This is a genomic window from Pantoea sp. Ap-870 (assembly GCF_011752515.1).
GTDB classification, from domain to species: Bacteria; Pseudomonadota; Gammaproteobacteria; order Enterobacterales; family Enterobacteriaceae; genus Pantoea; species Pantoea dispersa.
This window is the reverse complement of the sequence record NZ_VWXG01000002.1, coordinates 342,422-362,182: the sequence shown is the minus strand read 5'-3', so window position 1 is coordinate 362,182 and position 19,761 is coordinate 342,422. Positions and strand designations below refer to the sequence as shown.

The window sequence follows — 19,761 nt, the reverse complement described above, 5'->3', positions numbered from 1 at the left end:
TCAGTTGAACATCGCCAGCTGTTGTTTAAACAGGGCGTGCATATATTGGCGGGTGGCGACACCGCGATGGCAGGCGCAGGCAAGGTGTGCATCGGCACTGCTTAAATGGTCGCGCAGACGACGTTCAGCCCCTTCCGGGCCCAGCATCTGCACTAGCGTGGATTTGCCCTGATCCTGATGACAGTCCTTGCCGGTGTGCTTAGAGCCATCCGCCAGGTCGTCCAGTAACTGGAAAGCCTGACCTAAATCCTGCGCAAAATAGCTTAGACGCTGACGCACCTGCACTGACGCATCGGCCGCAATCGCCGCCATCTGCAGCGTAGCGCGAAACAGGACGCTGGTTTTCAGTTCGTTGGTCAGGGTGATGGCTTCCGGACTGCGGCTGTGTGCGCCGTCATGCAGATCCTGGAACTGACCCTGAACCAGTCCCTGCAGGCCCACGGCAGAGGAGAGCTCGGCAATGGCTTCGGCTTTGTGCGTTGCCGGCAGACCCGGCGCGAGTGCAATTACCTCAAAGGCGCGGCTGAGTAGCGCGACCGCTGCCAGGATCGCCACGTTTTCCCCATATTCACAGTGGATTGCCGGGCGTCCACGTCGCATCCGGGCGTTATCCATTGATGGAATGTCGTCAAGGATCAGTGAGGCGGCGTGCACCATTTCGACCGCACAGGCAAGATCAAGGATACCCTGCTGCGCCAGGTCACAGCCCATATCGCGTGCTGCCAGCAGCAGCAAGAGCGGACGAATACGTTTGCCCGGTGCCAGCGTGCCGGCACGCATGGCGGCCCGAACGCGATCGGCCTGCTGCCCGGCAGGCAATAAATGTTCAAGATGAGCCTGCAATGCGTGATGCAACTGAAGGAGATCGCTTTCCTGGCTTGCTGTGGTATCGACATGGGCGGTCATAGCGGCTTTCCATGGTTAGTTAAATTCTTGTGCTTTTTCAATTAACCGTAGACCCGGTAAGGGGAGTGCGCCAGCGAGCGAAGCGACTTTAACGCACCGTCACGCTTTTTTTATTTATTGAATAATCTGAGAAGTAATTCCTATGACCCTCAGGCCAGTTTTCGCTGCGGTGACTGCTATGATGACGGGCAATCAGAGGAGACAGCTATGACGACGCAAAAAGTGGCGGTAATCGGTGCGGGTGTGATCGGCCTCGCCGTGGCGTGGGCGCTGGCGCGGCAGGGGGCGCAGGTGACCCTCTTTGACCGGCAACACATGGGCGCGGGCACCAGCAGCACCACATTTGCCTGGGTGAACTCCAACGGCAAACAGCCTGCCAGCTACCACCGCCTCAATGCGCTGGCGATGGAGGAGCATATCCGGCTGCAGCTGACGCAGACCAATGGCGTGCGCTGGCTGGAACCTTGTGGCACCTGGGAGTGGGCCGGCGCGGGTGAAGCCGAACAGCAACTGCAGCAGCGTGCCACCGCCTTGCAGGCCGCTGGCTATGCGGCACGGCAAAGGACGCTGGCCGAGCTGCAGCAGGAAATTCCTGAACTGCGCGCGTCTGCGGTACACGGCAGCATCTGGCATTTTCCAACGGAATCGGTGCTCTATCCAGCGCTGTATCTGGCACGGCTGTGGTCAGAGGCGCAGGCGCACGGCGCGGTACTGCATCAGCATCAGGCGATTCAGCACATCAGTGAAAATGCGGAAGGCGTGACGGTGCAGCTGGAGCAGGGTGAGCAGTGGCAGGGTGATCGTCTGGTGCTGGCGACCGGACGCTGGGCCAATCAGCTGCTGCATACGCTTGGTCTGGAACTGGCGCTGATTGACACCAGCAAGCCTGATGCGGTGGCCTGCAGCTTTCTGGCGCGCACTGCACCGCAGCCGTTATCGCTTGGCACCAACCTGATTTCTCCGCAGCTGAACGTGCGGCCGGACGGCGGCGGGCGGTTACTGTTACAGGCGCTGGATCTCGATCATCTGGCCGATCCGGGCGCTCCGCCGTCGACTCATGGCGCCATCGCCGATCAGTTTCGTGAGCGCTACCGTGCGCTGTTTGCCACGGCTGGTGCGTTGCAGATCGAGCAGATTGTCGTCGGGCAGCGGGCGCGTTCGGCTGATGGTTTGCCGGCACTGGGCTTTGTCACCCCGCATCAGCGCGTGTATGTCGCGGTGACGCACAGCGGCATCACGTTATCACCGCTGATTGGCCGGCTGGTGGCGGAAGAACTGATCGGCGACAGTCCCAGCGATCTGCTGAAAGAGTTCCGGCCACAACGGCTGATCGGCAAAACCGCCAGCGCGTTTGCACCGATTCAGCGAAACTTTCCGGCGGCACAGTGAGCGAAGCGATGGCGCAGACCACAGGGTAGCGGGTCGATTAATTTTTAACCTGAATTAAGGCGTAGGCTGATCGCGATCAAAAAAACATCTGCCGGGCTGCTCAACCATGGAAGGCGAAACATAAGCCAGATGGAGGTGAGTATGCGTACCACCCTGATGACGCTGCCGCAGATGGCGCAATACCTTGATATCCCCTGTAACACGCTGGCGCGTGCTATGTGTAATCGTGGCACGCTGGAAAAATTGCCGCTGCCGGCGGCGGTTGATGACAGCCTGCCGCTCTCCTCTCGCTGCTGGTCACGCGAAGAGGTCAGGCAGTTTCGCCATCGGCTCCAGCGCCGCCGCCATCAGCGCTAAGCGAATCCAGCCGGTCGTCCTGACCGGCTGAATATCAGGCAGCGACACCATTCGGCCGTGCAGCGACATGACCGGCCCACAGGCTGGCAACCCATTTCACGCCTTTCGCGGTAAACCGTGCCTGCGAAAAAGCATGCTGGTTTTCACCCATTCCGCTGCGCAGTGCAAAATAGCCAGCCTGCAGATGGTGCTGCTGTGGTGTCAGCGCACCTTTGTCACGGTACATAATGTTGCGCTCAAGCAGAAACTGCCGAAACTCCGGCTCTTTCACCTTGAGCATTTTGCACAGCTGGCGAAAACCCAGCGACTCATGCACATCCACAAAGCGATCAAAGAATTCTGCCTTTGGGGCCGTCAGCGCCAGTTGCTGTTCCGCCGCACGGCGTTGCTCAAACTGTTCTGCCCAGGCACGGGCCGCTTCCGCCGGATTGGTGAAGTCGGGCAGATGGGTGAATTTTTCCCGCTCCTGCCAGCGGTCCAGCAGTTCGGCGGTAAAGCCGGGGGAAAGACGAGCAACCGCCAGCAGCGAGTCACGTTTATTCAGCTGAAACTCCTGACGTGTCTCACCTTCATGCTCGTAATGATTCACCGTGACAGGCTGGGAAAGGCGCTGCGCGGTTTCCAGGCTTTTAATCAGGCGCTTCACTTCGCCATGCGTGATGCCGGTTATTCTGGCAATTTCACGGCTGCTCATCAGCAGAGTTGCGTTGAGAGCAGCAAGACTTTCCGTTGAGATCATCATCAGTATCACCTCTTACAAACGTGGAACAGTCCTTCAGACTGCTGGATAAGTATACAATATACTGTTTGCATATCCAGTATTATTTTTAGCCGTTGCTGTAAGAAATGCCTGTCTGCGAGATATCGCACAAAGCGCAACTGCGCCGGACCCCGCTCTGCACCCGATACCGATACGCTTGCCTATTCGACTATTACTACCAGGCTTAAGCGATTCAGGTTAAATAAAGACAGCCTTTCGTTACGCTTATTTATGAGGAGCTGATTATGAAAGCGTTAACTTATCATGGCCCGCATCGGGTGCGTGTTGAAACTGTTCCTGACCCGATTTTAGAGCAGCCGGACGACATTATTTTACGCGTCACCGCGACGGCAATTTGCGGCTCCGACTTACATCTTTATCGCGGAAAAATTCCCGGTACCGATCACGGTGATATATTTGGTCACGAATTTATGGGTGAAGTGGTCGAAGCGGGAAGTGAGGTTACCAACGTAAAAATTGGCGATCGCGTTGTGGTGCCCTTTGTTATTGCCTGTGGCGACTGTTTCTTTTGTCATCTGCATCAGTATGCGGCCTGTGAAAATACCAATAGCGGGCGCGGTGCTATTTTAAACAAGAAAAATATTACCCCGCCTGCAGCGTTATTTGGCTACAGCAAACTGTACGGTGGCGTGCCGGGCGGCCAGGCGGAATATGTGCGGGTGCCAAAAGCCAATGTCGGGCCGTTTAAAGTGCCGTTGGCGCTACCGGATGAGAAAGTGCTGTTTCTCTCCGATATCCTGCCCACCGCCTGGCAGGCAGTGCAAAATGCCGGGCTGGATAAAGGCTCCAGCGTCGCCATTTTTGGCGCCGGCCCGGTCGGGTTACTGAGCGCCGCCTGCGCGCGCCTGGTTGGGGCGGAAGAGATCTTTATGATTGACCACAACGCTTATCGACTGGAGTTTGCCCGCCAGCGTTATGGGGTTACGCCGATCAATTTTGACGAAATCGACGATCCTGCTGGCTGGATCATTGATCATACCCAGGGCCACCGGGGCGTTGATGCGGTAATCGATGCGGTAGGTTTTGAAGCCAAGGGCAGCCTGACGGAAACGGTGATGAGTAATCTGAAGCTGGAGGGCAGCAGCGGGAAGGCGCTGCGGCAGTGCATTGCGGCGGTGCGCCGTGGAGGTGTGGTCAGCGTGCCGGGCGTGTATGCCGGCTTTATCCACGGCTTCCTGTTTGGCGATGCATTCGATAAAGGACTGACGTTTAAAATGGGCCAGACGCATGTGCAGGCTTATTTACCGCGCCTGCTGTCGCTGATTGAGCAAGGGCTGCTGACGCCGGAAGAGATTGTGACGCACCATATGCCGCTGGAAGAGGCCGCGCGCGGCTATGAAATCTTTGAAAAACGCAAAGAGGATTGCCGCAAAGTGATTCTGGTGCCCGGTATGGCCAGTACCACACCGGCGGCCTGAGTGCTGACAGGCTGCCTGACGGCAGCCTGCTTCTGTGGCTTAACGCACGATATCTTCATCGCGGTCGTTGAGCTCGGGTAGTGCAATTTGCCGTGAGGGCGCGTTATCCAGCCGATCGCCATAATCAGCACTGACATCGGGCAGGCTGGTAAACTGGCCATCGACGAACAAAAAGCTCAGGTGTTTTTCCACCTCGGCCAGTAATTCGTCCACTTCCTGCTCCGTTTCTCCCCCGGCATCTTTACCATCCAGCTGCCAGCGATAACGATCGCCCACTCTTTCCGCACCGCCAATATCAACGATATGGCCGTCGATATTTTCCACCAGTAAACGCTGACGGGAAAAATAGAGTAAATAGGGCATCCGATCGCGATTGTTTTCTGACATAACATAACTCCTTCATGACGTTACCACGGTTAGCGCAGAAAATAATAGCGAAACGCAAATACTGCCCAATATACCGCGTTCAGACCTAAATAAGCCCAGCACCCCCAATAAGCCACAGGCTCGCGACGGGTGCGCAGTTTAGGTAAGAAAGCCAGTAAATAACCGGCTGCAGCAATAAGCGAAACGAAATAAAGTAGTTTCATGCGCTCTCCTGAATTTATTATCGTCTGATAAGCATAGTCAGGATAAATAAGGTTGGGGATAGCGCAGGACATTCTTATCGGTGGCGATGGCAAAGATAACGGACGTCAGCCAATCAGCGCTTTAGCTTTAGCGCGAATCTCACTCAGTTCCTCGGCGGTCACATGGCTTTTTTTCACCACTTTTCTGGCGCGCCAGTCGATGGAGGTGACCTGATCGGCCAGCGCCACACTATCACGGCTACCGACAAGGGAAACTTCGAAAGGATAGCCTTTGACCTGGGTGGTACACGGGACGCACAACAACATGCCGACCTTGTTGTTATAGGCAAAGGGACTCAGCACAACCGCAGGACGATGGCCGCCCTGTTCATGGCCAAGGGTGGGATCAAAATCCAGCCAGATGAGATCGCCTGCATCGGGAACAAAACGTGACACCATCAGATTCTTTCCTTGCCCACTGAAGGTCCAAAATCAATTTTATCATGGACGTTATCGTCGGTGATCTCGTCCAGCAGCGCGTCCAGTGAATACACCTTTTCCCTGAGCGGCACAAGGATCAGCTTGCCATCTTCAACGCTGAGTTCCAGTTTATCGTCCACGCTGAGCGACGCGGATTGCATCACGCTGGATGGGATGCGAATCGAGGGACTGTTGCCCCATTTCTTTAAGGTGACGGTCGTCATAACAGGCCTCCGAAGGATGTGTATACATTGTATAGCCGTGATGATGTCGATACAACGTATAAACACCTTCAGCCTGACATGCTAAGAAAGCGGCAGGATTCAGCGCGCCGTTAACTGCTGCAGCGCCGCTGCGCTGGCGGCATCATCCGGCACATACACCAGCAGGCGGTCGCCGTTGCGTGACGCCGACCACCAGTTGTTCTGGCGCAGGGTCATTTCACCCACTTCGGCACGGTAAAAGCGTTTCACGCGGTTTTCTACCTTGCCCAGTTCGTAGCGCTGCCAGGTGTGCGCGAACTCATCGGAACTGTTCAGCAATCGCGCCAGGAAGCTCTCCCAGTGCGGATCGCCCAGATGCTCGCCCATCTGACCGCGAAACATCGCCACCATCTGTGGCATTACTTCGTCCCAGTCGGTCATCACGTTGCGCCAGCCGGCATGGTTGAACGCCAGCCAGATACAGTTGCGATCTTCCGGCGCGATCTGGGCTAAATCGACGCCCATCAGTGCACACCACGCCTGGTTATAGCCGAGGATATCGAAGCGCGGCGTTTCGATGATCGCCGGCAGCTGAATGGCATCCAGCATTTGCTGATTATGTCCGGCGAGTTTGCAGCAGGCAGCGGCGACGCGCGTCGATGGCAGGGTGTGTCCGGCCAGCGAGAAAAGATGCTGCGTCTCAACATCATTGCATTGCAGGGCGCTGGCGATGGCCGTCAGCGTTTTGGTGGAGGCTTTGATATCGCGCCCCTGTTCCAGCCAGGTGTACCAGGTGACGCCGACATCCGCCAGCTGCGCCACCTCTTCACGGCGTAAACCCGGCGTGCGGCGCTGACGCATACGCGGTAAACCGAGGCGGTTAGGATCAAGGCTCTCACGGCGCGTACGTAAAAAGGTACCGAGTAATTTACGGTTGTTCAGCTCAGCGGGGGTAAGGGTTTGCGCGGTGCTCATCAGCAGCTCTCCAGACGAGACGGGTAGAATTTATACCATGATAATCAAGAACTGGTACCCGTTTAACGGTTAGGTGATGCTATGCCGTAGTGAAACTAAAAACAAGGTTAACGCTATGCAGACATCGCAACTTCAACGTGCAGGACTGGTGGTCCTGCTGGCCGGGCAGCTATTGCCGATGATCGACTTTTCCATAGTCAACGTCGCGCTGGATGCGATGGCGCAATCGCTGCGTGCCTCGCCGATCGCGCTGGCGCTGATCGTGGCGGTGTACGGTATCGCCTTTGCTATTTGTCTGGCGATGGGCGGACGCCTGGGCGATAACTTTGGCCGCCGTCGCGTGTTTCTGGCTGGCGTGTGGATCTTTGGCATTGCGTCATTATTGTGCGGCATCGCTAACAGCGTCGGCATGCTGATGTTTGCCCGCGCGCTGCAGGGCGTCGGCGCCGCTTTTATGGTGCCGCAGATTCTTGCCACGCTGCACGTTACGCTGCAGGGCAGGGCGCATGCGCGGGCCATTGGCCTGTACGGCGGTATCGGCGGGCTGGCTTTTATTATTGGCCAGGTGCTGGGCGGTTTTTTGATCAAAGCCGATATTGGCGGCTACGGCTGGCGCAGCGTGTTTCTCATCAACCTGCCGATCTGCCTGTTCGTCCTGCTGACCGCGCGCCGCTTCGTGCCGGAAACGCATAACCTCAAGCGCGTGCCGGTGGATGTGAGCGGTACGCTGCTGCTGGCTGGCGCGATCGGCTGTCTGATGCTGGCACTCGCGCTGGGGCCGCTGCTGCACTGGTCGTGGCCGTGCCTGTTACTACTGGCGCTGTTTCCGTTGTTTCTGCATCGGCTGCGTCATAGCGCGCTGCGACTGGAAGCCGCTGGCGGATCGCCGCTGCTGCCGCCCTCGCTGCTGCGTCTTTCCAGCGTGCGTTTTGGTCTGACGCTGGCGGTGCTGTTCTTCTCCTGCTGGAGCGGCTTTATGTTCGCAGTGGCGCTGACGCTGCAATCCGGCATCGGCATGACCGCTTTTCAGTCCGGCAACGCGTTTATTGCCCTGGGCGCGGCCTATTTTATCGGCTCAATGCGTACTACCCGCATGGTCGAGCGCTATGGTAAACGTGCCACGTTACTGTCTGGCTGTGCGATTCAAATGGTCGGGCTGGTGGCGCTGATCGCGACGCTGCAGCTGAAGTGGCCGCAGGTGGGCATTGCTACGTTGATTCCGGCTACCGCGCTGATTGGCTTTGGCCAGTCGTTTATTGTCAGCACCTTCTACCGGATTGGCATGAGCGGGGTGCCGCATCATCAGGCCGGCGCAGGCAGTGCGGTGCTGTCTACCGTGCAGCAATCGGCGCTGGGACTGGGACCGATGCTGCTCGGCGGCGTGTTCACCCAGATCAATCAGCATGGTAATCATCTGGCAGCCATCAGCGGTACGCTGGCGGTGGAGTTGCTGATGATGGCACTGCTGGTGGTGCTGACCAGCGTCAACCGCCGGACGTTCCAGCCGGCGACGGCTGAAGGCTGACGCCGGAGGGAAAAAGTCAGCCCGTCTGGTCACCGTAGACCGTGACCCTGCAAGGTAATAACAGGTTTTTGGGCCGGGTGCGCATTGATGCGCCCCGGCACCTGAAAACCGCGCCGCGCTTACTTTTCCGCCAGGCGTAAACCACTTTCGGCATCGAACAGATGAATTTTTTGCGGATTGAAACCGATGCGCAGCGTCGCGCCACTGCTGGCCGCATGCCGTCCGGCCATCTGCATATGCAGCGCATGACCGTGCCAGTCAAGGTGCAGCAGAGTTGATTCCCCGGTAATCTCCACCACATTCACCCCCGCAGGCGCGCCGTCCTGCACTTCGCACAGATCGTGCGGGCGCACCCCCAGCGTCACGGCAGCGCCTTCACGTTCCCGCGCCACCGCCTGCCACTGCGCGGGCAGCGGTTGCCACCAGTCCTGACACTGCACGCCCGTCACGCCATCGTGCGTCAGCAATTGTGCCGGTAACAGGTTCATGGGCGGCGAACCAATAAAACGCGCCACAAAGGTATCTGCCGGACGATCGTAGATCGCCAGCGGTGCGCCCTGTTGCACGATGCGTCCCTCTTTCATCACCACAATCTGATCGGCCAGCGTCATCGCTTCTACCTGATCGTGCGTGACATACACCATGGTGGTTTTGAAACGCTGATGCAGCGATTTGATCTCGGCGCGCAGCTCCATGCGCAGCTGGGCATCAAGGTTAGAGAGCGGTTCGTCAAACAGAAACACCTGCGGATTACGCACCATGGCGCGGCCCATCGCCACGCGCTGACGCTGCCCACCCGATAGCGCGCGCGGGTAGCGTTGCAGCAGCTTATCAATGCCAAGAATCGCGGCGATGCGCGCGATTTTCTGCTGCTGCTCATCGCGGCGTACCTTCTTCACCTGCATGTGAAACGCCAGGTTTTCGGCCACCGTCAGATGCGGATAGAGCGCATAACTCTGAAACACCATCGCAATGTCGCGATCGGCGGGATCGCGATCGTTAATCTGCACCTTATCCATCAGAATCGCGCCGTCGGACAGGCTCTCCAGTCCGGCGAGCAGGCGCAGCAGCGTCGATTTGCCGCAGCCGGACGGGCCGACCAGCACGGTAAAGCTGCCGTCGGGAATGGTCAGGTCGAGCGGATGCAGCACCGACTGTTTACCGTAGCGCTTGGCCACTTTAACGAGTTCAACACCGGCCATAATTTAAAACTCCTGTGCGCATAGTTGCAGTTGTTGCCAGTCGGGATAGCGACGTGGCTGCGTGCTGATTGCCAGTGAGGCCACCGCAATGCCCCATTGCAGCGCGGTGGCAAGATCCTGCTGATGCAGCATCGCGGTGAGAAAGCCGGCGTTAAAGCTGTCGCCGGCACCGATGGTGTCGACCACCGCGACCGCGCGACCAGGCTGTTGCAGGCTATGCTGACGCTGCCAGCAGCCCGCGCCCTGCGCACCGCATTTCACCACGCAGCCGCCGCGCCCGCTGAGCCGTTGCGCCAGCTGGTGCGCGCCGGTGTGCAGATCATCTGCGCCACTCAGCCCGAGCGTTTCGACTTCATTGAGCAGCAGCCAGTCGCACTGCGGCAGCCAGCGGGCGATCTGCGCGCGTACCTCATCGCTCCAGCCCTGCGGCGGCCAGCCGGTATCGACGGCGATGATAAACCCGCGCTGCTGCAGTTCGGCCAGCAACTGCGGATAGTCGTCATACAGTTGCAGGCAGAGAAACGTGCCGCACAACAGCACGATATCGCCGCTGCTGGCTTGCACCGGGAGCTGGCTCAGCACGTCCTGCGCGCTGAGCCGCACAATGTGACCGAGATTGCTGAGGAACGATCGCTCGTGATCGGAGTGCGTAACGCCAACGGTGAGCGAGGTTTCGCAGGGGTAGCGTGTCCAGTGCGCCGCGCTGTGCGGAAAATGGCTCGCCAGCCATGCGCTGAGGCCGTCATCGCCCTGATTAGCGACGGCGCGATGGCGCACCTGCATCGCTTCCAGCGCCAGCGCGCAGTTGCCCGCCGAACCGCCCGGACGCAGCTCACTGTGCTGCAGCATCACTTCGGTGCCGCGCTGCGGCCAGCTGTCCAGCGTACCCATGATGACATCGACATTGATATTGCCCACCACGTAGAGCGTGGCGCGGGCTTCCTTGTTGCTCATCATCCTTTGCTCCCGCCACTGGCAAGGCCGCTGACCAGCGTTTTTTGCAGCCAGATAGCGATAAAGAGAGGAGGAACCGACGCCAGAATACCGACGGCGGCAATCAGCCCATCGTCGGTGGCGCGGCCTGCGGTAAAGCCGGCAATGGTGACCGGCAGGGTTTGCGCGGCGATGTTACTGGTGAACAGCAGGGCGTAGAAAAATTCATCCCACGCCAGCAGCCAGCCAAACAGCGCCGCCGCGCCCAGCACCGGTTTCGCCAGCGGCAGCGTAATGCGCAGCAGCACCTGCCAGACGCGCAGCCCATCAAGACGCGCGGCCTGTTCGATATCCTGCGGCAGGGCATCAAACTGGTTTTTCAGCATCCAGGTGAGAAACGGCAAAATCAGCGAGCAGTACACGATGATCAAACCGGGTCGGGTGTTGAGCAGATCGAACTGCTGCAGCAGAAAGTAGAGCGGCAGCACAAACGCCACCGGCGGCACCATATAGATGGCCAGAGACGCGAACAGCCAGCCGTCGCGACCGCGATAGCGCGAGAAGCTGAACGCCGCCGGAATCGCCAGCAGCAGGCACACCAGCGTCGCGCCGGTTGCCACCAGCAGGCTATTACCCAGGGCATGCAGAAACAGCGCGCCGGGCTGGCCGGGTTCCAGCAAGATCAGCCTGCCGTAGCGGCTGAAATCCCACTGGCGCGGCAGCCATTCCAGCGGCACGCGAGTCAGATCGCTGGTGGCGCTGACGCTCATCAGAAACAGCCAGCCCATCGGTGCCACGACAGAGAGCGCCACCAGCAGCGCCGCCGCGTATTTAGCGCAGGTACGCAGTTTAACCTTCATAGGCACTTCCCCGACGGCGCTGCCGCCACAGTAATAGCATGTAAAGGGTGATCAGCACCGCGCACAGCAGCGTCATTAACATGGCATAAGCCGCACCGCTGCCGGCGCGCAGGTAGCTGAAGGATTCCTGATAGACGTAAAAGCTCAGTGTTTTGGTGCTGTCGACCGGACCGCCGCGCGTCATCACATAGATGATGTCGAAGATCTTAAAGGCGTCGATGGTGCGTAACACCAGCGCCACGCTGAGCGATCCGACAATCGCCGGAAAGGTGACGGCACGAAAACGCCGCCATGCCGATGCGCCATCCAGCCGTGCCGCTTCGTAAAGATCCTCCGGCACCGACTGCAGCGCCGCCAGCACCAGCAGCGTCACCAGCGGATAGTTTTTCCAGATGTCGGCAAACATTACTGCGTTGAGCGCGGAAGCCGGCGACCCCAGCCAGCTGCGGTAGCCATCAATGATACCGAGCTGCGTCAGCAGGGCGTTGATACTGCCGTAGTCCGGATTGAAATTGAGGCGCCACATCATGGCGTTCACAATGGTTGGCAGCGCCCACGGCAGAATCACCAGCACGCGCAGCACGTTACGTCCGGCGAATTTCTGGTTGAGCAGCAGCGCAACCAGCACGCCGATGACGCCTTCAATCGCTACCGACACCACGGTGAAGTAGAGCGTGCGCCACAGCGAGGTTTGAAAATCCGCATCGGTAATGGCGTAGAGATAGTTCTCCAGGCCAATCCATTGCGGCGCTTCCCCGCCGCTGCCAATCAGCGCGGCGTCGGTAAAACTCAGCCAGATAGTGCGCAGCAGCGGCCAGGCGGTGAGCAACAGCATCACCAGTAGCATGGGTGCCAGCAGCACCCACGCCTGCCGTTGTTCGCGTTGACGCAAACTCAGCATACTGACCCCTTAACGCAGACGCGCCGCACTTTTGTCTACCGCCTGCATGGCTGCTTCCGGTGTCGCGCTGCCGACCAGAACCTGTTGCAGCTGCTGCTGCAGGGTGTTGGAGAGACGTGAATAATCAGCGGTTTCCGGACGCGACAGCATGACATTCAGCGATTTGTCTGCAGCAGCGATCAGGCTCTCCTGATTCTTACTGACCGCGGGATCCTGGTAGGAGCTTTTCCAGATCGGCAGACTGAGCGTGGCGTATTTATTCTGTACCGGCTGCGAAGTCATGTAACTGATGTACTGCCACGCCTGATCCGGATGGCTGCTGCCTTTGGCAATGCCCAGACCCATCGAACCGTTGACCGCGCCGAAACGATTGGGCGCATCGCCGGGTGCGGGCATGATGCCAACCTGGCCGGCGACTTTACTCTGTTTGGCATCGTTGGCCATGTTGTACATGTAGGTCCAGTTGAGCGCGAAAGCCGCATCGCCGTTGGAGAAGGCTTTGCGCACGTCCTCTTCCAGATATTCGCGCGAAGCCGGGTTGGTCAGGCCCTCATCGAGCGAGCTTTTCATCAGCTTCACCGCCTGCAGCGAGGCTGGCGTAGAGAAATCGAGCTTACCGTTGTTATAGAATTTGCCGCCGAAGCCGGAGACCAGCGTGGTGTAGTCACACACCAGCGCTTCCGCCTGTGACCAGCTCCATACCAGCGGATATTTAACGATATTTTTCTGCTTAATGATGCGCGCATCATCCAGCACCTGCTGCCAGGTTTGCGGCAGATCTTTGATGCCGGCTTTTTCCAGCATCGCTTTGTTATAGTAGAGATATTTGGTGTCGAGGATCCACGGCATGCCCAGTGTTTTGCCTTTGAACACCACGGTGTTCATTGCGCCGGGGAAGATTTTCTCTTTTTCATCTGCGCTGATGCGGCTGCTGACATCCTGCAACAGGTCGAACTTGCTGAATTCCGCCGGCCAGATGGCATCAAACAGCACCACATCGTAACCGTTGCCGCCCGCGCCGCGTGCCGCGACAATCTTATCGTGCAGCGCTTCGTAAGGAACAAACTCCAGATTGACCTGCACGTCCGGGTGCGCTGTCTGAAACGCCTGCGTCATAGCGCGGATATCGTTTTCACTGTAGGCCGCCTGCGTCATAAACAGGGCGTTAAGCGTAGTGGTAGCCGCTGCCGCGCTGCCCGCGCAGGCGAACAGTACGGCGGCAAAACAACCTTTCATCTGATTTTTCATTGCGTTCTCGCCTTCATGCAGTAGAGGGGGTTTAATTAAATCAATTTGATTGATTTAATATCGCGCACAGATTGCCAGCGCGCAGTGGCTGACAGCAGTGAGCTAAAGCAAGGGACGTGCCAGGGCAGAAAACAACGCTGCCATCCGACACTACTTTGCACAGATTTTTGCCGCTGTCAGGTAAACAGGTTGTAAAATGTGTGGCCGATCATAGATATTGAGGCGGCGGTCCGCAGCGGTGGTTAAAAGAGGGAAGCGAGCAGGATGAAAACGTCGGGAACCAATCTGGAACATGCGCGCGCGCACAATCGCCGGGTGATTATCGAAGCGATACGCCTGCACGGTGAGCTGACCCGTGCCGAGCTGGCGCGACTGACCGCGTTAACGCCGCAAACCGTCTCGAATATTGTCGCTGAACTGGAGCAGGCGGAACTGCTCACCAGCCGTCAGCCGCGTAAGCAGGGCCGCGGTCAGCCGGCGATTCCGGTCACCCTGAATCCGGCCAGTGCGTTTTCCATCGGCATCCATCTCGACCATCAGACGCTACTGATTGTGCTGGTGGACCTGACCGGTGAAATCCACTTTCGCCGCCTTATTATGGTGCAAAAACCGCAGCCGGATGCCACATTAGCGCGCATTGCCGGGGTGCTGGCGGAGATCAAACAGCAGACCGGGCCGCGCTGGCAAAAAGTGCTGGGTATTGGCGTAGTGATGCCGGGGCCGTTTGGTGTGGAAGGTATCTCGTCAATGGGGCCGACCACGCTGCACGGCTGGGAGGATGTCGATATCGCCGCGCGTCTTGCTGAGATGAGCGGCCTGCCGGTGACGCTGGAAAATGATGCCACCGTCGCGGCGATTGGCGAACGCTTTCACGGCGTGGCGCGTCATCTTAATTCCTTTATTTATTTGTATATTGGCACGGGCCTGGGCGCGGGCATCATCATGGATGGCCATGTGTACAGCGGTCATGCGCACAACGCCGGTGAAGTGGGGCACGTGGTGGTTGAACCCGGTGGACGTGAGTGTTACTGCGGCAATCACGGCTGCCTGGAGCGGTATGTTTCGCTGCAGGCCGCTTACGAATTCTGCGGGCTCGACCCGATGAGCGCGCTGCCGGAAGATTTACTGCAGGTTGATCCGGCGCTGTTTGATCGCTGGATTGATACTGTGCTTACGCCGCTGCGCCAGGGTATAAACATGCTGGAGTGTATCTTTGATGCCGAGAGCGTGATTATCGGCGGCATGATGCCAGCGGTGTTGCTGGATAAAATTATCCAGCGCCTGCCGCCGCTCTACCAATCGGTGCGCGGTCGCTATCTGACCGGCACGCGACTCAAGACCGGCATGACCGGCAGCGACACCGCCGCCCTGGGCGCAGCGGCTCTGCCAATTTTTGATGAGTTTAATCCGCAGTTCCAGGTGCTGATGAAGTGAAAAACGCGGCCAGCGTTTTACCGCATCACCCAGTGTCCGGCGCTCACTTCCTGATAATGCCGTGTTTCCGGCACAAATCCATTGGCACGCACCGGGCTCTTCAGCTCGCTGACGTCCACGTGCCGTTTTAAATGGCGGCGCGCCGGATCGGGCACCGGCACCGACGCGAGCAGTTTTTGTGTGTAAGGGTGCTGCGGATTCTCAAAAATAGCCGCGCGCGGACCAATCTCAACAATCTCTCCCAGTAGCATCACCGCCACACGATGGCTGATGCGCTCCACTACCGCCATATCGTGTGAGATAAACAGATACGACAGATTCAGGCTGTGTTGCAGATCGAGCAGCAGATTGATGATCTGCGCTTTCACGGTGACATCAAGGGCGGAAACCGACTCGTCGGCAATGATCATTTTCGGATCGAGCATCAGCGCACGGGCAATGCAGATGCGCTGACGCTGGCCGCCGGAAAATTCGTGCGGATAGCGTTTCAGCATGGTTGCGGGCAGGCCAACGCGCGTCATCAGTTCGGCCGCTTTGCTCTGTGCAGCGGCCTTACTGCCCAGCCGATGCTGTAAAAAAGGTTCGGTGAGGGCTTCAAGGACCGACATACGCGGGTTAAGGCTGGCAAACGGATCCTGAAAAATCATCTGCATGGCGCAGCGCAGCTTGCGCAGTTCTTGCCGGGAAAGGGTGAGCACGTCGCTGCCATCAAAAGCAATCTGCCCGCAGGCCGGCTGCACCAGCCGCGTTAGCGAGCGGCCGGTGGTGGATTTGCCACAGCCGGATTCGCCGACCAGCGACAAGGTTTCACCCGGCAGCAGATCAAACGAGATATTCTCCACGGCGTGCACCGCACCGGTTTTACGGCTGAACAGCCCTTCGTGAATGCTGAAGCGCGTGCTGAGGTTCTTCACCGACAGCAGCGGCGTTTGCCCTTGTGGCGTCTGCCGCGCCTGCGCCACCGGCGCTTCGCCGTTGAGCGCAAACTTACGCGGTCCATCGATGCCGCGCATGGCACCGAGCTGCGGCACGGTCGCAATCAGCGTGCGGGTATACTCTGCCGCCGGGGCAGAAAAAATCGCGGCGGTGCTGCCGGTTTCCACCATCGCGCCCTGATACATCACCAGCGTGCGGTCGGCGACTTCTGCCACCACGCCCATATCGTGGGTGATGAACAGCACGGCGGTGCCTTCCTCCTCCTGCAGGGTCTTGATCAGGTCAAGGATTTGACCCTGAATCGTGACGTCGAGCGCGGTGGTCGGCTCGTCAGCAATCAGCAATTTTGGACGCAGCGCCAGCGCCATGGCGATCATCACGCGCTGACGCATGCCGCCGGAAAAGTGGTGCGGGTAATCACTGAAGCGTTTGGCCGCGTTGGGAATACGCACTTTCTCCAGCAGCCGGATGGTCTCCTCGCGGGCAGCGCGTGCGCTGATTTTGCGGTGCGCGATCAGCGCCTCAGCAATCTGGTGACCGATAGTGAACGACGGATTAAGGCTGGTCATCGGCTCCTGGAATATCATCGCGATGGCATTGCCACGGATATCGCGCATTGCACGTTCGCTCAGCGTGAGCAAATCCACGCCGTTCAGCAGCACTTTGCCGCTGATACGTGCGTGACGACTATTCAGCAGACGCATGATCGCCATCGAGGTAACGCTTTTGCCTGAGCCCGACTCACCCACAATCGCCAGCGTTTCACCGGCCCCGAGGGTAAAAGAGACGTTTTTCACCACCTCACGCCAGCGGTCATCGCTGCGAAACGCGACGGTGAGATTTTCGATGCTCAGCACCGGCGGGTCAGCGCGATTCATTGTGCCGCCACAAAGCGCGCCGAGCGGGTGCTGACCGGCACAAAGGTAAAATCGGTATCGAACGGATAAGCCGGCTGCAACTTGCGCTTGCGCACCAGCCGTTCAACATACTGATCGACCACACCTTCCGACAGCGCCATCAGGTTGGGATTGGCAATCGGCGCCAGCTCGGGCGACAGGTAACCGGATTTTACCACCACAATTTTTGCCTGGCGCGGATCGAGTCCGAGCAGGGCGAAATCCGCCAGGTTGTGATAAGGACGACGCCGATCGGCAACTACCACGGTAATGCCTGCAATCTTCAGCAGCGCCTGACGGGCAACCGAACGGGCATCATCACTCAGCAGCAGCACGTCAAACTCGCCGCTGACTTTGCCGCCGGCAGGATCCAGCGTGGCACCGATAGTCAGGGAGAGCCGGGCCCCGACGCCTGCGGCGAAGGCCGCCTCCGTGGCCGGTTTATCGGTAATGCCTGCAACGATGACATCCTGCGCATTTTGCCGCAGCAGCTCGGCCAGTACATCGGCCCGATCGCCCACGCCGCCGCCGGTCGGGTTATCACCGGAGTCGGCGAGAATCACCGGTCCTCCAGGGCTGGAAATCGCCATGCGTACGCACTCTTCAGTACTGCCGGTCACGCAGCCAAATACAAATTGCTCACGCGCCTGCCAGTAAGCCAGCGCCAGTTTGGCCGCCTGCTCAGACAGCACATCGGCATCGGTACCGGTCATGATGGCGGCCGCCGTGGCGCGTGGCTCATCCGCCCAGACATAGCCAACCATCAGCGAAGCATCCCAGATATGTTCAAGTGCGTTAATCCCGGGCAGGCTGGCGTAAAGGCTTTTGGTCGGTTCATCTTCCGTGCTGGTGCGCTCGCCTGGCAGCACCACGGGGATCGGTGCCCACACCACGCCCGGTCGGATGCCGCTTTGCAGGCTATTGACCAGCATTGAGACGGAACGGCGCATGGTCTCCTCCACATCGATATGCGGTGCTGTGCGGTAGGTCGAAAACATATCGATCGCGTCGATGATGCGCTGCGAGACATTGCCGTGCAGATCGTAGCTGACGCTAATCGGACAATCGGGCCCGACCAGCTCGCGCGTCGCGCTAATCCAGTCGCCTTCCGCGTCTTCCATCCCTTCGACATATACCGCGCCGTGCATCGCCAGGTAAACGCCATCCACGGGCAAATACGCCTCGAGCCGACGGAGAAACTCCTGTTTGAAGGCATCATAGGTCACACGTGCCACCGGCCCACCGGCAATGGCGCGGGCGTGAAAGGTCGGCAGAAATTCGGCCGCGTAATCCTGCAGAAAGGCGAAATAGGGATTGGACGTCATCGTTTCACCCCGCACGATGCGGAAGTCGTCGGCGTAATTGAGCACCGGATTCCAGGTACTGCATTCAGTATGAATTCCACCATAGGCAATGCGCATAACAGACTCCGCTAGTCGGGTAAGTGAACGATAAAACGGTAAGCCGCCACACTGGCTGCGGCGCGGGCCCAGCTCAACTGATCAATCGCCATGCTGGCGATGGGCGTCTTGCCCATGATTGAAGGCAACACGTGACTATCTACCGCCTGCATCACCACGGTTCTGAGCAGGCCGTCGAACGCATCCGGCTGATGGGCGATGACAATCATCTCCGGATCGTTCATCTGAATGATATTGGCGATGGCGAGGCCAAGTGCGTCACCTGCCTCGTGCAGAATGGCGATCGCGGCGCTATTGCCTTTTACCGCCAGCGTTTCCAGTCCGGCAACGCTGGTGCACGGCAGTTGTTTTTCGCGCATGCTTTCTCGCATCGCGGTGAGCGACGCCAGCGTGTCGAGGCAGCCGCGCTTGCCGCAGCGGCACGGACGCCCGCCGGGCTCTACGGTACAGTGAGCAATTTCACCGGCCCCACCGTGCGCGCCGCGGTGCAGCTGCCCCTGAAAGAAGTGCGCGGAGCCAATGCCGTCGCCGTGGGAAATCAGGGTGAAATTCCGTGCCTTTTTCGCCACGCCGAAAATCTTTTCGCTGACCGCCAGAGCTTTGGCATCGTTTTCCAGTGACACCTCCAGACCGGTTTGCGCGTTAAGCAGTGCCGCCAGCGGGACGTTTTTCCAGCCCAGCAGGGCAGACTGAACGCACACCGCCTGGTTTTCATCCACAAAGCCGGAAAGCGTGACGCCCAGCCCGATAAGCTGGTCGGCGGAGATGCCTTTTTGTGCAAGCAGACCGGGGATGGCGGCGGCCAGCGCACCAGCCAGCAGCGCAGGATCGGGATTCAGCGGCATGTGGGTACTGGCCAGGATGCGGCCGTGCATATCCGTCAGCACCAGATACACATCGTCACCGAGCAACGACGCACCGAGAAAATAGGCACTGTCGGCACGCATTTTTAATAACACCGAAGGCCGACCCTGACCGTTACTTTCCGGAATGCTCTCTTCAAGCAGTCCTGCGCTAAGCATCTCTTTGATTAAAGTGCTGATTGCGGCTTTACTCAGCTTCATTTTTTCCGCAATTGCCGTGCGGCTCATGCCATGCGAAGCAATTAATAAACGCAGAATTTGTTGCTGATGAGCATTAAGCATCAGAGTTCTCACGGCACAGGCTGTATTTGGCCGACATTAATCAGCCTTGAAAACAAATTCAAGCGTATTTAGTTTATTTTCTGAATGCAGATCGAATTATAAGTAAAATATATGAACTGACATCTTGGCTTTTGTTTGCAGAGTGTGCCTTATATAGCGTCGAGCCCGTTCATCTGCTGCCG

The 19,761-nt window shown here is 58.5% G+C and carries 20 protein-coding genes; 5 read left to right on the top strand and 15 right to left on the bottom strand.

Annotated elements, in window-relative coordinates:
• Positions 1-906 carry a polyprenyl synthetase family protein gene (locus F3J41_RS07775; protein WP_166710537.1) on the bottom strand — a complete coding sequence of 302 codons (906 nt, stop codon included), beginning with the start codon at positions 904-906 and terminating at the stop codon, positions 1-3.
• A 117-nt stretch (positions 907-1,023) separates the two neighbouring features.
• Between F3J41_RS07775 and F3J41_RS07770 the strand changes: the two genes are divergently transcribed.
• Complete coding sequence (locus F3J41_RS07770) at positions 1,024-2,295, top strand: FAD-binding oxidoreductase (protein WP_349844640.1); 1,272 nt, start codon at positions 1,024-1,026, stop codon at positions 2,293-2,295.
• A 141-nt stretch (positions 2,296-2,436) separates the two neighbouring features.
• Positions 2,437-2,652, top strand: coding sequence for a hypothetical protein (locus F3J41_RS07765; protein ID WP_164861080.1), 216 nt, complete (start codon positions 2,437-2,439; stop codon positions 2,650-2,652).
• A 34-nt stretch (positions 2,653-2,686) separates the two neighbouring features.
• Here F3J41_RS07765 and F3J41_RS07760 read toward each other — a convergent pair whose 3' ends face one another.
• Positions 2,687-3,394 (bottom strand): phage antirepressor KilAC domain-containing protein, encoded by a 708-nt coding sequence (locus F3J41_RS07760; RefSeq protein WP_021508892.1) that lies wholly within the window; start codon positions 3,392-3,394, stop codon positions 2,687-2,689.
• Between the two features lie 263 nt (positions 3,395-3,657).
• Here F3J41_RS07760 and F3J41_RS07755 point away from each other — a divergent pair, with 263 nt between their 5' ends.
• Positions 3,658-4,851 carry a zinc-dependent alcohol dehydrogenase gene (locus F3J41_RS07755; protein WP_058781047.1) on the top strand — a complete coding sequence of 398 codons (1,194 nt, stop codon included), beginning with the start codon at positions 3,658-3,660 and terminating at the stop codon, positions 4,849-4,851.
• A gap of 39 nt (positions 4,852-4,890) precedes the next feature.
• Here the strand turns inward: F3J41_RS07755 and F3J41_RS07750 are convergent, their stop codons facing one another.
• The 5 genes from F3J41_RS07750 to F3J41_RS07730 form a co-directional block, all read right to left on the bottom strand.
• Positions 4,891-5,238, bottom strand: coding sequence for a hypothetical protein (locus tag F3J41_RS07750; RefSeq protein WP_021508894.1), 348 nt, complete (start codon positions 5,236-5,238; stop codon positions 4,891-4,893).
• A gap of 29 nt (positions 5,239-5,267) precedes the next feature.
• Positions 5,268-5,441 carry a hypothetical protein gene (locus F3J41_RS07745; RefSeq protein WP_021508895.1) on the bottom strand — a complete coding sequence of 58 codons (174 nt, stop codon included), beginning with the start codon at positions 5,439-5,441 and terminating at the stop codon, positions 5,268-5,270.
• A 105-nt stretch (positions 5,442-5,546) separates the two neighbouring features.
• Positions 5,547-5,879: an endoribonuclease MazF gene (gene mazF / locus F3J41_RS07740; RefSeq protein WP_166710532.1), complete on the bottom strand. Its 333-nt coding sequence runs from the start codon at positions 5,877-5,879 to the stop codon at positions 5,547-5,549.
• Positions 5,879-6,124 (bottom strand): AbrB/MazE/SpoVT family DNA-binding domain-containing protein, encoded by a 246-nt coding sequence (locus F3J41_RS07735; protein WP_058770344.1) that lies wholly within the window; start codon positions 6,122-6,124, stop codon positions 5,879-5,881. The genes mazF and F3J41_RS07735 overlap by 1 nt, the downstream gene beginning before the upstream one ends.
• 99 nt (positions 6,125-6,223) lie before the next feature.
• Positions 6,224-7,078, bottom strand: coding sequence for a helix-turn-helix transcriptional regulator (locus F3J41_RS07730; protein WP_058770343.1), 855 nt, complete (start codon positions 7,076-7,078; stop codon positions 6,224-6,226).
• A gap of 115 nt (positions 7,079-7,193) precedes the next feature.
• Between F3J41_RS07730 and F3J41_RS07725 the strand changes: the two genes are divergently transcribed.
• Positions 7,194-8,603 carry an MFS transporter gene (locus F3J41_RS07725; RefSeq protein ID WP_058770342.1) on the top strand — a complete coding sequence of 470 codons (1,410 nt, stop codon included), beginning with the start codon at positions 7,194-7,196 and terminating at the stop codon, positions 8,601-8,603.
• Positions 8,604-8,722: 119 nt separating this feature from the next.
• Here the strand turns inward: F3J41_RS07725 and F3J41_RS07720 are convergent, their stop codons facing one another.
• From F3J41_RS07720 to F3J41_RS07700, 5 genes are read right to left on the bottom strand one after another with little or no spacing between them, the layout of a single operon-like run.
• On the bottom strand, positions 8,723-9,805 hold the full coding sequence (locus F3J41_RS07720; protein WP_058770341.1) for an ABC transporter ATP-binding protein: 1,083 nt from the start codon (positions 9,803-9,805) through the stop codon (positions 8,723-8,725).
• A gap of 3 nt (positions 9,806-9,808) precedes the next feature.
• The gene (locus F3J41_RS07715; RefSeq protein WP_371815454.1) at positions 9,809-10,759 is read right to left on the bottom strand and encodes a carbohydrate kinase family protein; all 951 of its coding nucleotides are present in this window, start codon (positions 10,757-10,759) and stop codon (positions 9,809-9,811) included.
• A complete protein-coding gene (locus F3J41_RS07710; RefSeq protein WP_125310204.1) occupies positions 10,759-11,598 on the bottom strand; it encodes a carbohydrate ABC transporter permease in 840 nt (279 codons plus the stop codon). The genes F3J41_RS07715 and F3J41_RS07710 overlap by 1 nt, the downstream gene beginning before the upstream one ends.
• Complete coding sequence (locus F3J41_RS07705; RefSeq protein ID WP_166710528.1) at positions 11,588-12,499, bottom strand: carbohydrate ABC transporter permease; 912 nt, start codon at positions 12,497-12,499, stop codon at positions 11,588-11,590. Before F3J41_RS07705 ends, F3J41_RS07710 begins: the two co-directional genes overlap by 11 nt.
• Before the next feature lie 9 nt (positions 12,500-12,508).
• Positions 12,509-13,747, bottom strand: a complete 1,239-nt coding sequence (locus F3J41_RS07700) for an extracellular solute-binding protein (RefSeq protein ID WP_127835007.1) — start codon at positions 13,745-13,747, stop codon at positions 12,509-12,511.
• Between the two features lie 264 nt (positions 13,748-14,011).
• Here F3J41_RS07700 and F3J41_RS07695 point away from each other — a divergent pair, with 264 nt between their 5' ends.
• The gene (locus tag F3J41_RS07695; RefSeq protein WP_058759002.1) at positions 14,012-15,181 is read left to right on the top strand and encodes an ROK family transcriptional regulator; all 1,170 of its coding nucleotides are present in this window, start codon (positions 14,012-14,014) and stop codon (positions 15,179-15,181) included.
• A 17-nt stretch (positions 15,182-15,198) separates the two neighbouring features.
• On the opposite strand, the gene F3J41_RS07690 is transcribed toward F3J41_RS07695, so the two are convergent.
• From F3J41_RS07690 to F3J41_RS07680, 3 genes are read right to left on the bottom strand one after another with little or no spacing between them, the layout of a single operon-like run.
• A complete protein-coding gene (locus F3J41_RS07690; RefSeq protein WP_058759003.1) occupies positions 15,199-16,995 on the bottom strand; it encodes an ABC transporter ATP-binding protein in 1,797 nt (598 codons plus the stop codon).
• Positions 16,992-18,434, bottom strand: a complete 1,443-nt coding sequence (locus F3J41_RS07685) for a M81 family metallopeptidase (RefSeq protein ID WP_166710526.1) — start codon at positions 18,432-18,434, stop codon at positions 16,992-16,994. The genes F3J41_RS07690 and F3J41_RS07685 overlap by 4 nt, the downstream gene beginning before the upstream one ends.
• Positions 18,435-18,445: 11 nt before the next feature.
• Positions 18,446-19,579: an ROK family transcriptional regulator gene (locus tag F3J41_RS07680; protein WP_136545479.1), complete on the bottom strand. Its 1,134-nt coding sequence runs from the start codon at positions 19,577-19,579 to the stop codon at positions 18,446-18,448.
• Positions 19,580-19,761: the final 182 nt, after the last annotated feature.

Excerpts from the sequence above, each read along its gene's own strand:
- F3J41_RS07705 (WP_166710528.1), bottom strand. The coding sequence starts at position 12,499 with ATGCTGAGTTTGCGTCAACGCGAACAACGGCAGGCGTGGGTGCTGCTG.
- F3J41_RS07720 (WP_058770341.1), bottom strand. The coding sequence starts at position 9,805 with ATGGCCGGTGTTGAACTCGTTAAAGTGGCCAAGCGCTACGGTAAACAG.
- F3J41_RS07735 (WP_058770344.1), bottom strand. The coding sequence starts at position 6,124 with ATGACGACCGTCACCTTAAAGAAATGGGGCAACAGTCCCTCGATTCGC.
- F3J41_RS07700 (WP_127835007.1), bottom strand. The coding sequence starts at position 13,747 with ATGAAAAATCAGATGAAAGGTTGTTTTGCCGCCGTACTGTTCGCCTGC.
- F3J41_RS07685 (WP_166710526.1), bottom strand. The coding sequence starts at position 18,434 with ATGCGCATTGCCTATGGTGGAATTCATACTGAATGCAGTACCTGGAAT.
- F3J41_RS07755 (WP_058781047.1), top strand. The coding sequence starts at position 3,658 with ATGAAAGCGTTAACTTATCATGGCCCGCATCGGGTGCGTGTTGAAACT.
- F3J41_RS07725 (WP_058770342.1), top strand. The coding sequence starts at position 7,194 with ATGCAGACATCGCAACTTCAACGTGCAGGACTGGTGGTCCTGCTGGCC.
- F3J41_RS07775 (WP_166710537.1), bottom strand. The coding sequence starts at position 906 with ATGACCGCCCATGTCGATACCACAGCAAGCCAGGAAAGCGATCTCCTT.
- mazF (WP_166710532.1), bottom strand. The coding sequence starts at position 5,879 with ATGGTGTCACGTTTTGTTCCCGATGCAGGCGATCTCATCTGGCTGGAT.
- F3J41_RS07695 (WP_058759002.1), top strand. The coding sequence starts at position 14,012 with ATGAAAACGTCGGGAACCAATCTGGAACATGCGCGCGCGCACAATCGC.
- F3J41_RS07710 (WP_125310204.1), bottom strand. The coding sequence starts at position 11,598 with ATGAAGGTTAAACTGCGTACCTGCGCTAAATACGCGGCGGCGCTGCTG.
- F3J41_RS07765 (WP_164861080.1), top strand. The coding sequence starts at position 2,437 with ATGCGTACCACCCTGATGACGCTGCCGCAGATGGCGCAATACCTTGAT.
- F3J41_RS07750 (WP_021508894.1), bottom strand. The coding sequence starts at position 5,238 with ATGTCAGAAAACAATCGCGATCGGATGCCCTATTTACTCTATTTTTCC.
- F3J41_RS07730 (WP_058770343.1), bottom strand. The coding sequence starts at position 7,078 with ATGAGCACCGCGCAAACCCTTACCCCCGCTGAGCTGAACAACCGTAAA.
- F3J41_RS07715 (WP_371815454.1), bottom strand. The coding sequence starts at position 10,759 with ATGAGCAACAAGGAAGCCCGCGCCACGCTCTACGTGGTGGGCAATATC.
- F3J41_RS07760 (WP_021508892.1), bottom strand. The coding sequence starts at position 3,394 with ATGATGATCTCAACGGAAAGTCTTGCTGCTCTCAACGCAACTCTGCTG.
- F3J41_RS07680 (WP_136545479.1), bottom strand. The coding sequence starts at position 19,579 with ATGCTTAATGCTCATCAGCAACAAATTCTGCGTTTATTAATTGCTTCG.
- F3J41_RS07690 (WP_058759003.1), bottom strand. The coding sequence starts at position 16,995 with ATGAATCGCGCTGACCCGCCGGTGCTGAGCATCGAAAATCTCACCGTC.
- F3J41_RS07745 (WP_021508895.1), bottom strand. The coding sequence starts at position 5,441 with ATGAAACTACTTTATTTCGTTTCGCTTATTGCTGCAGCCGGTTATTTA.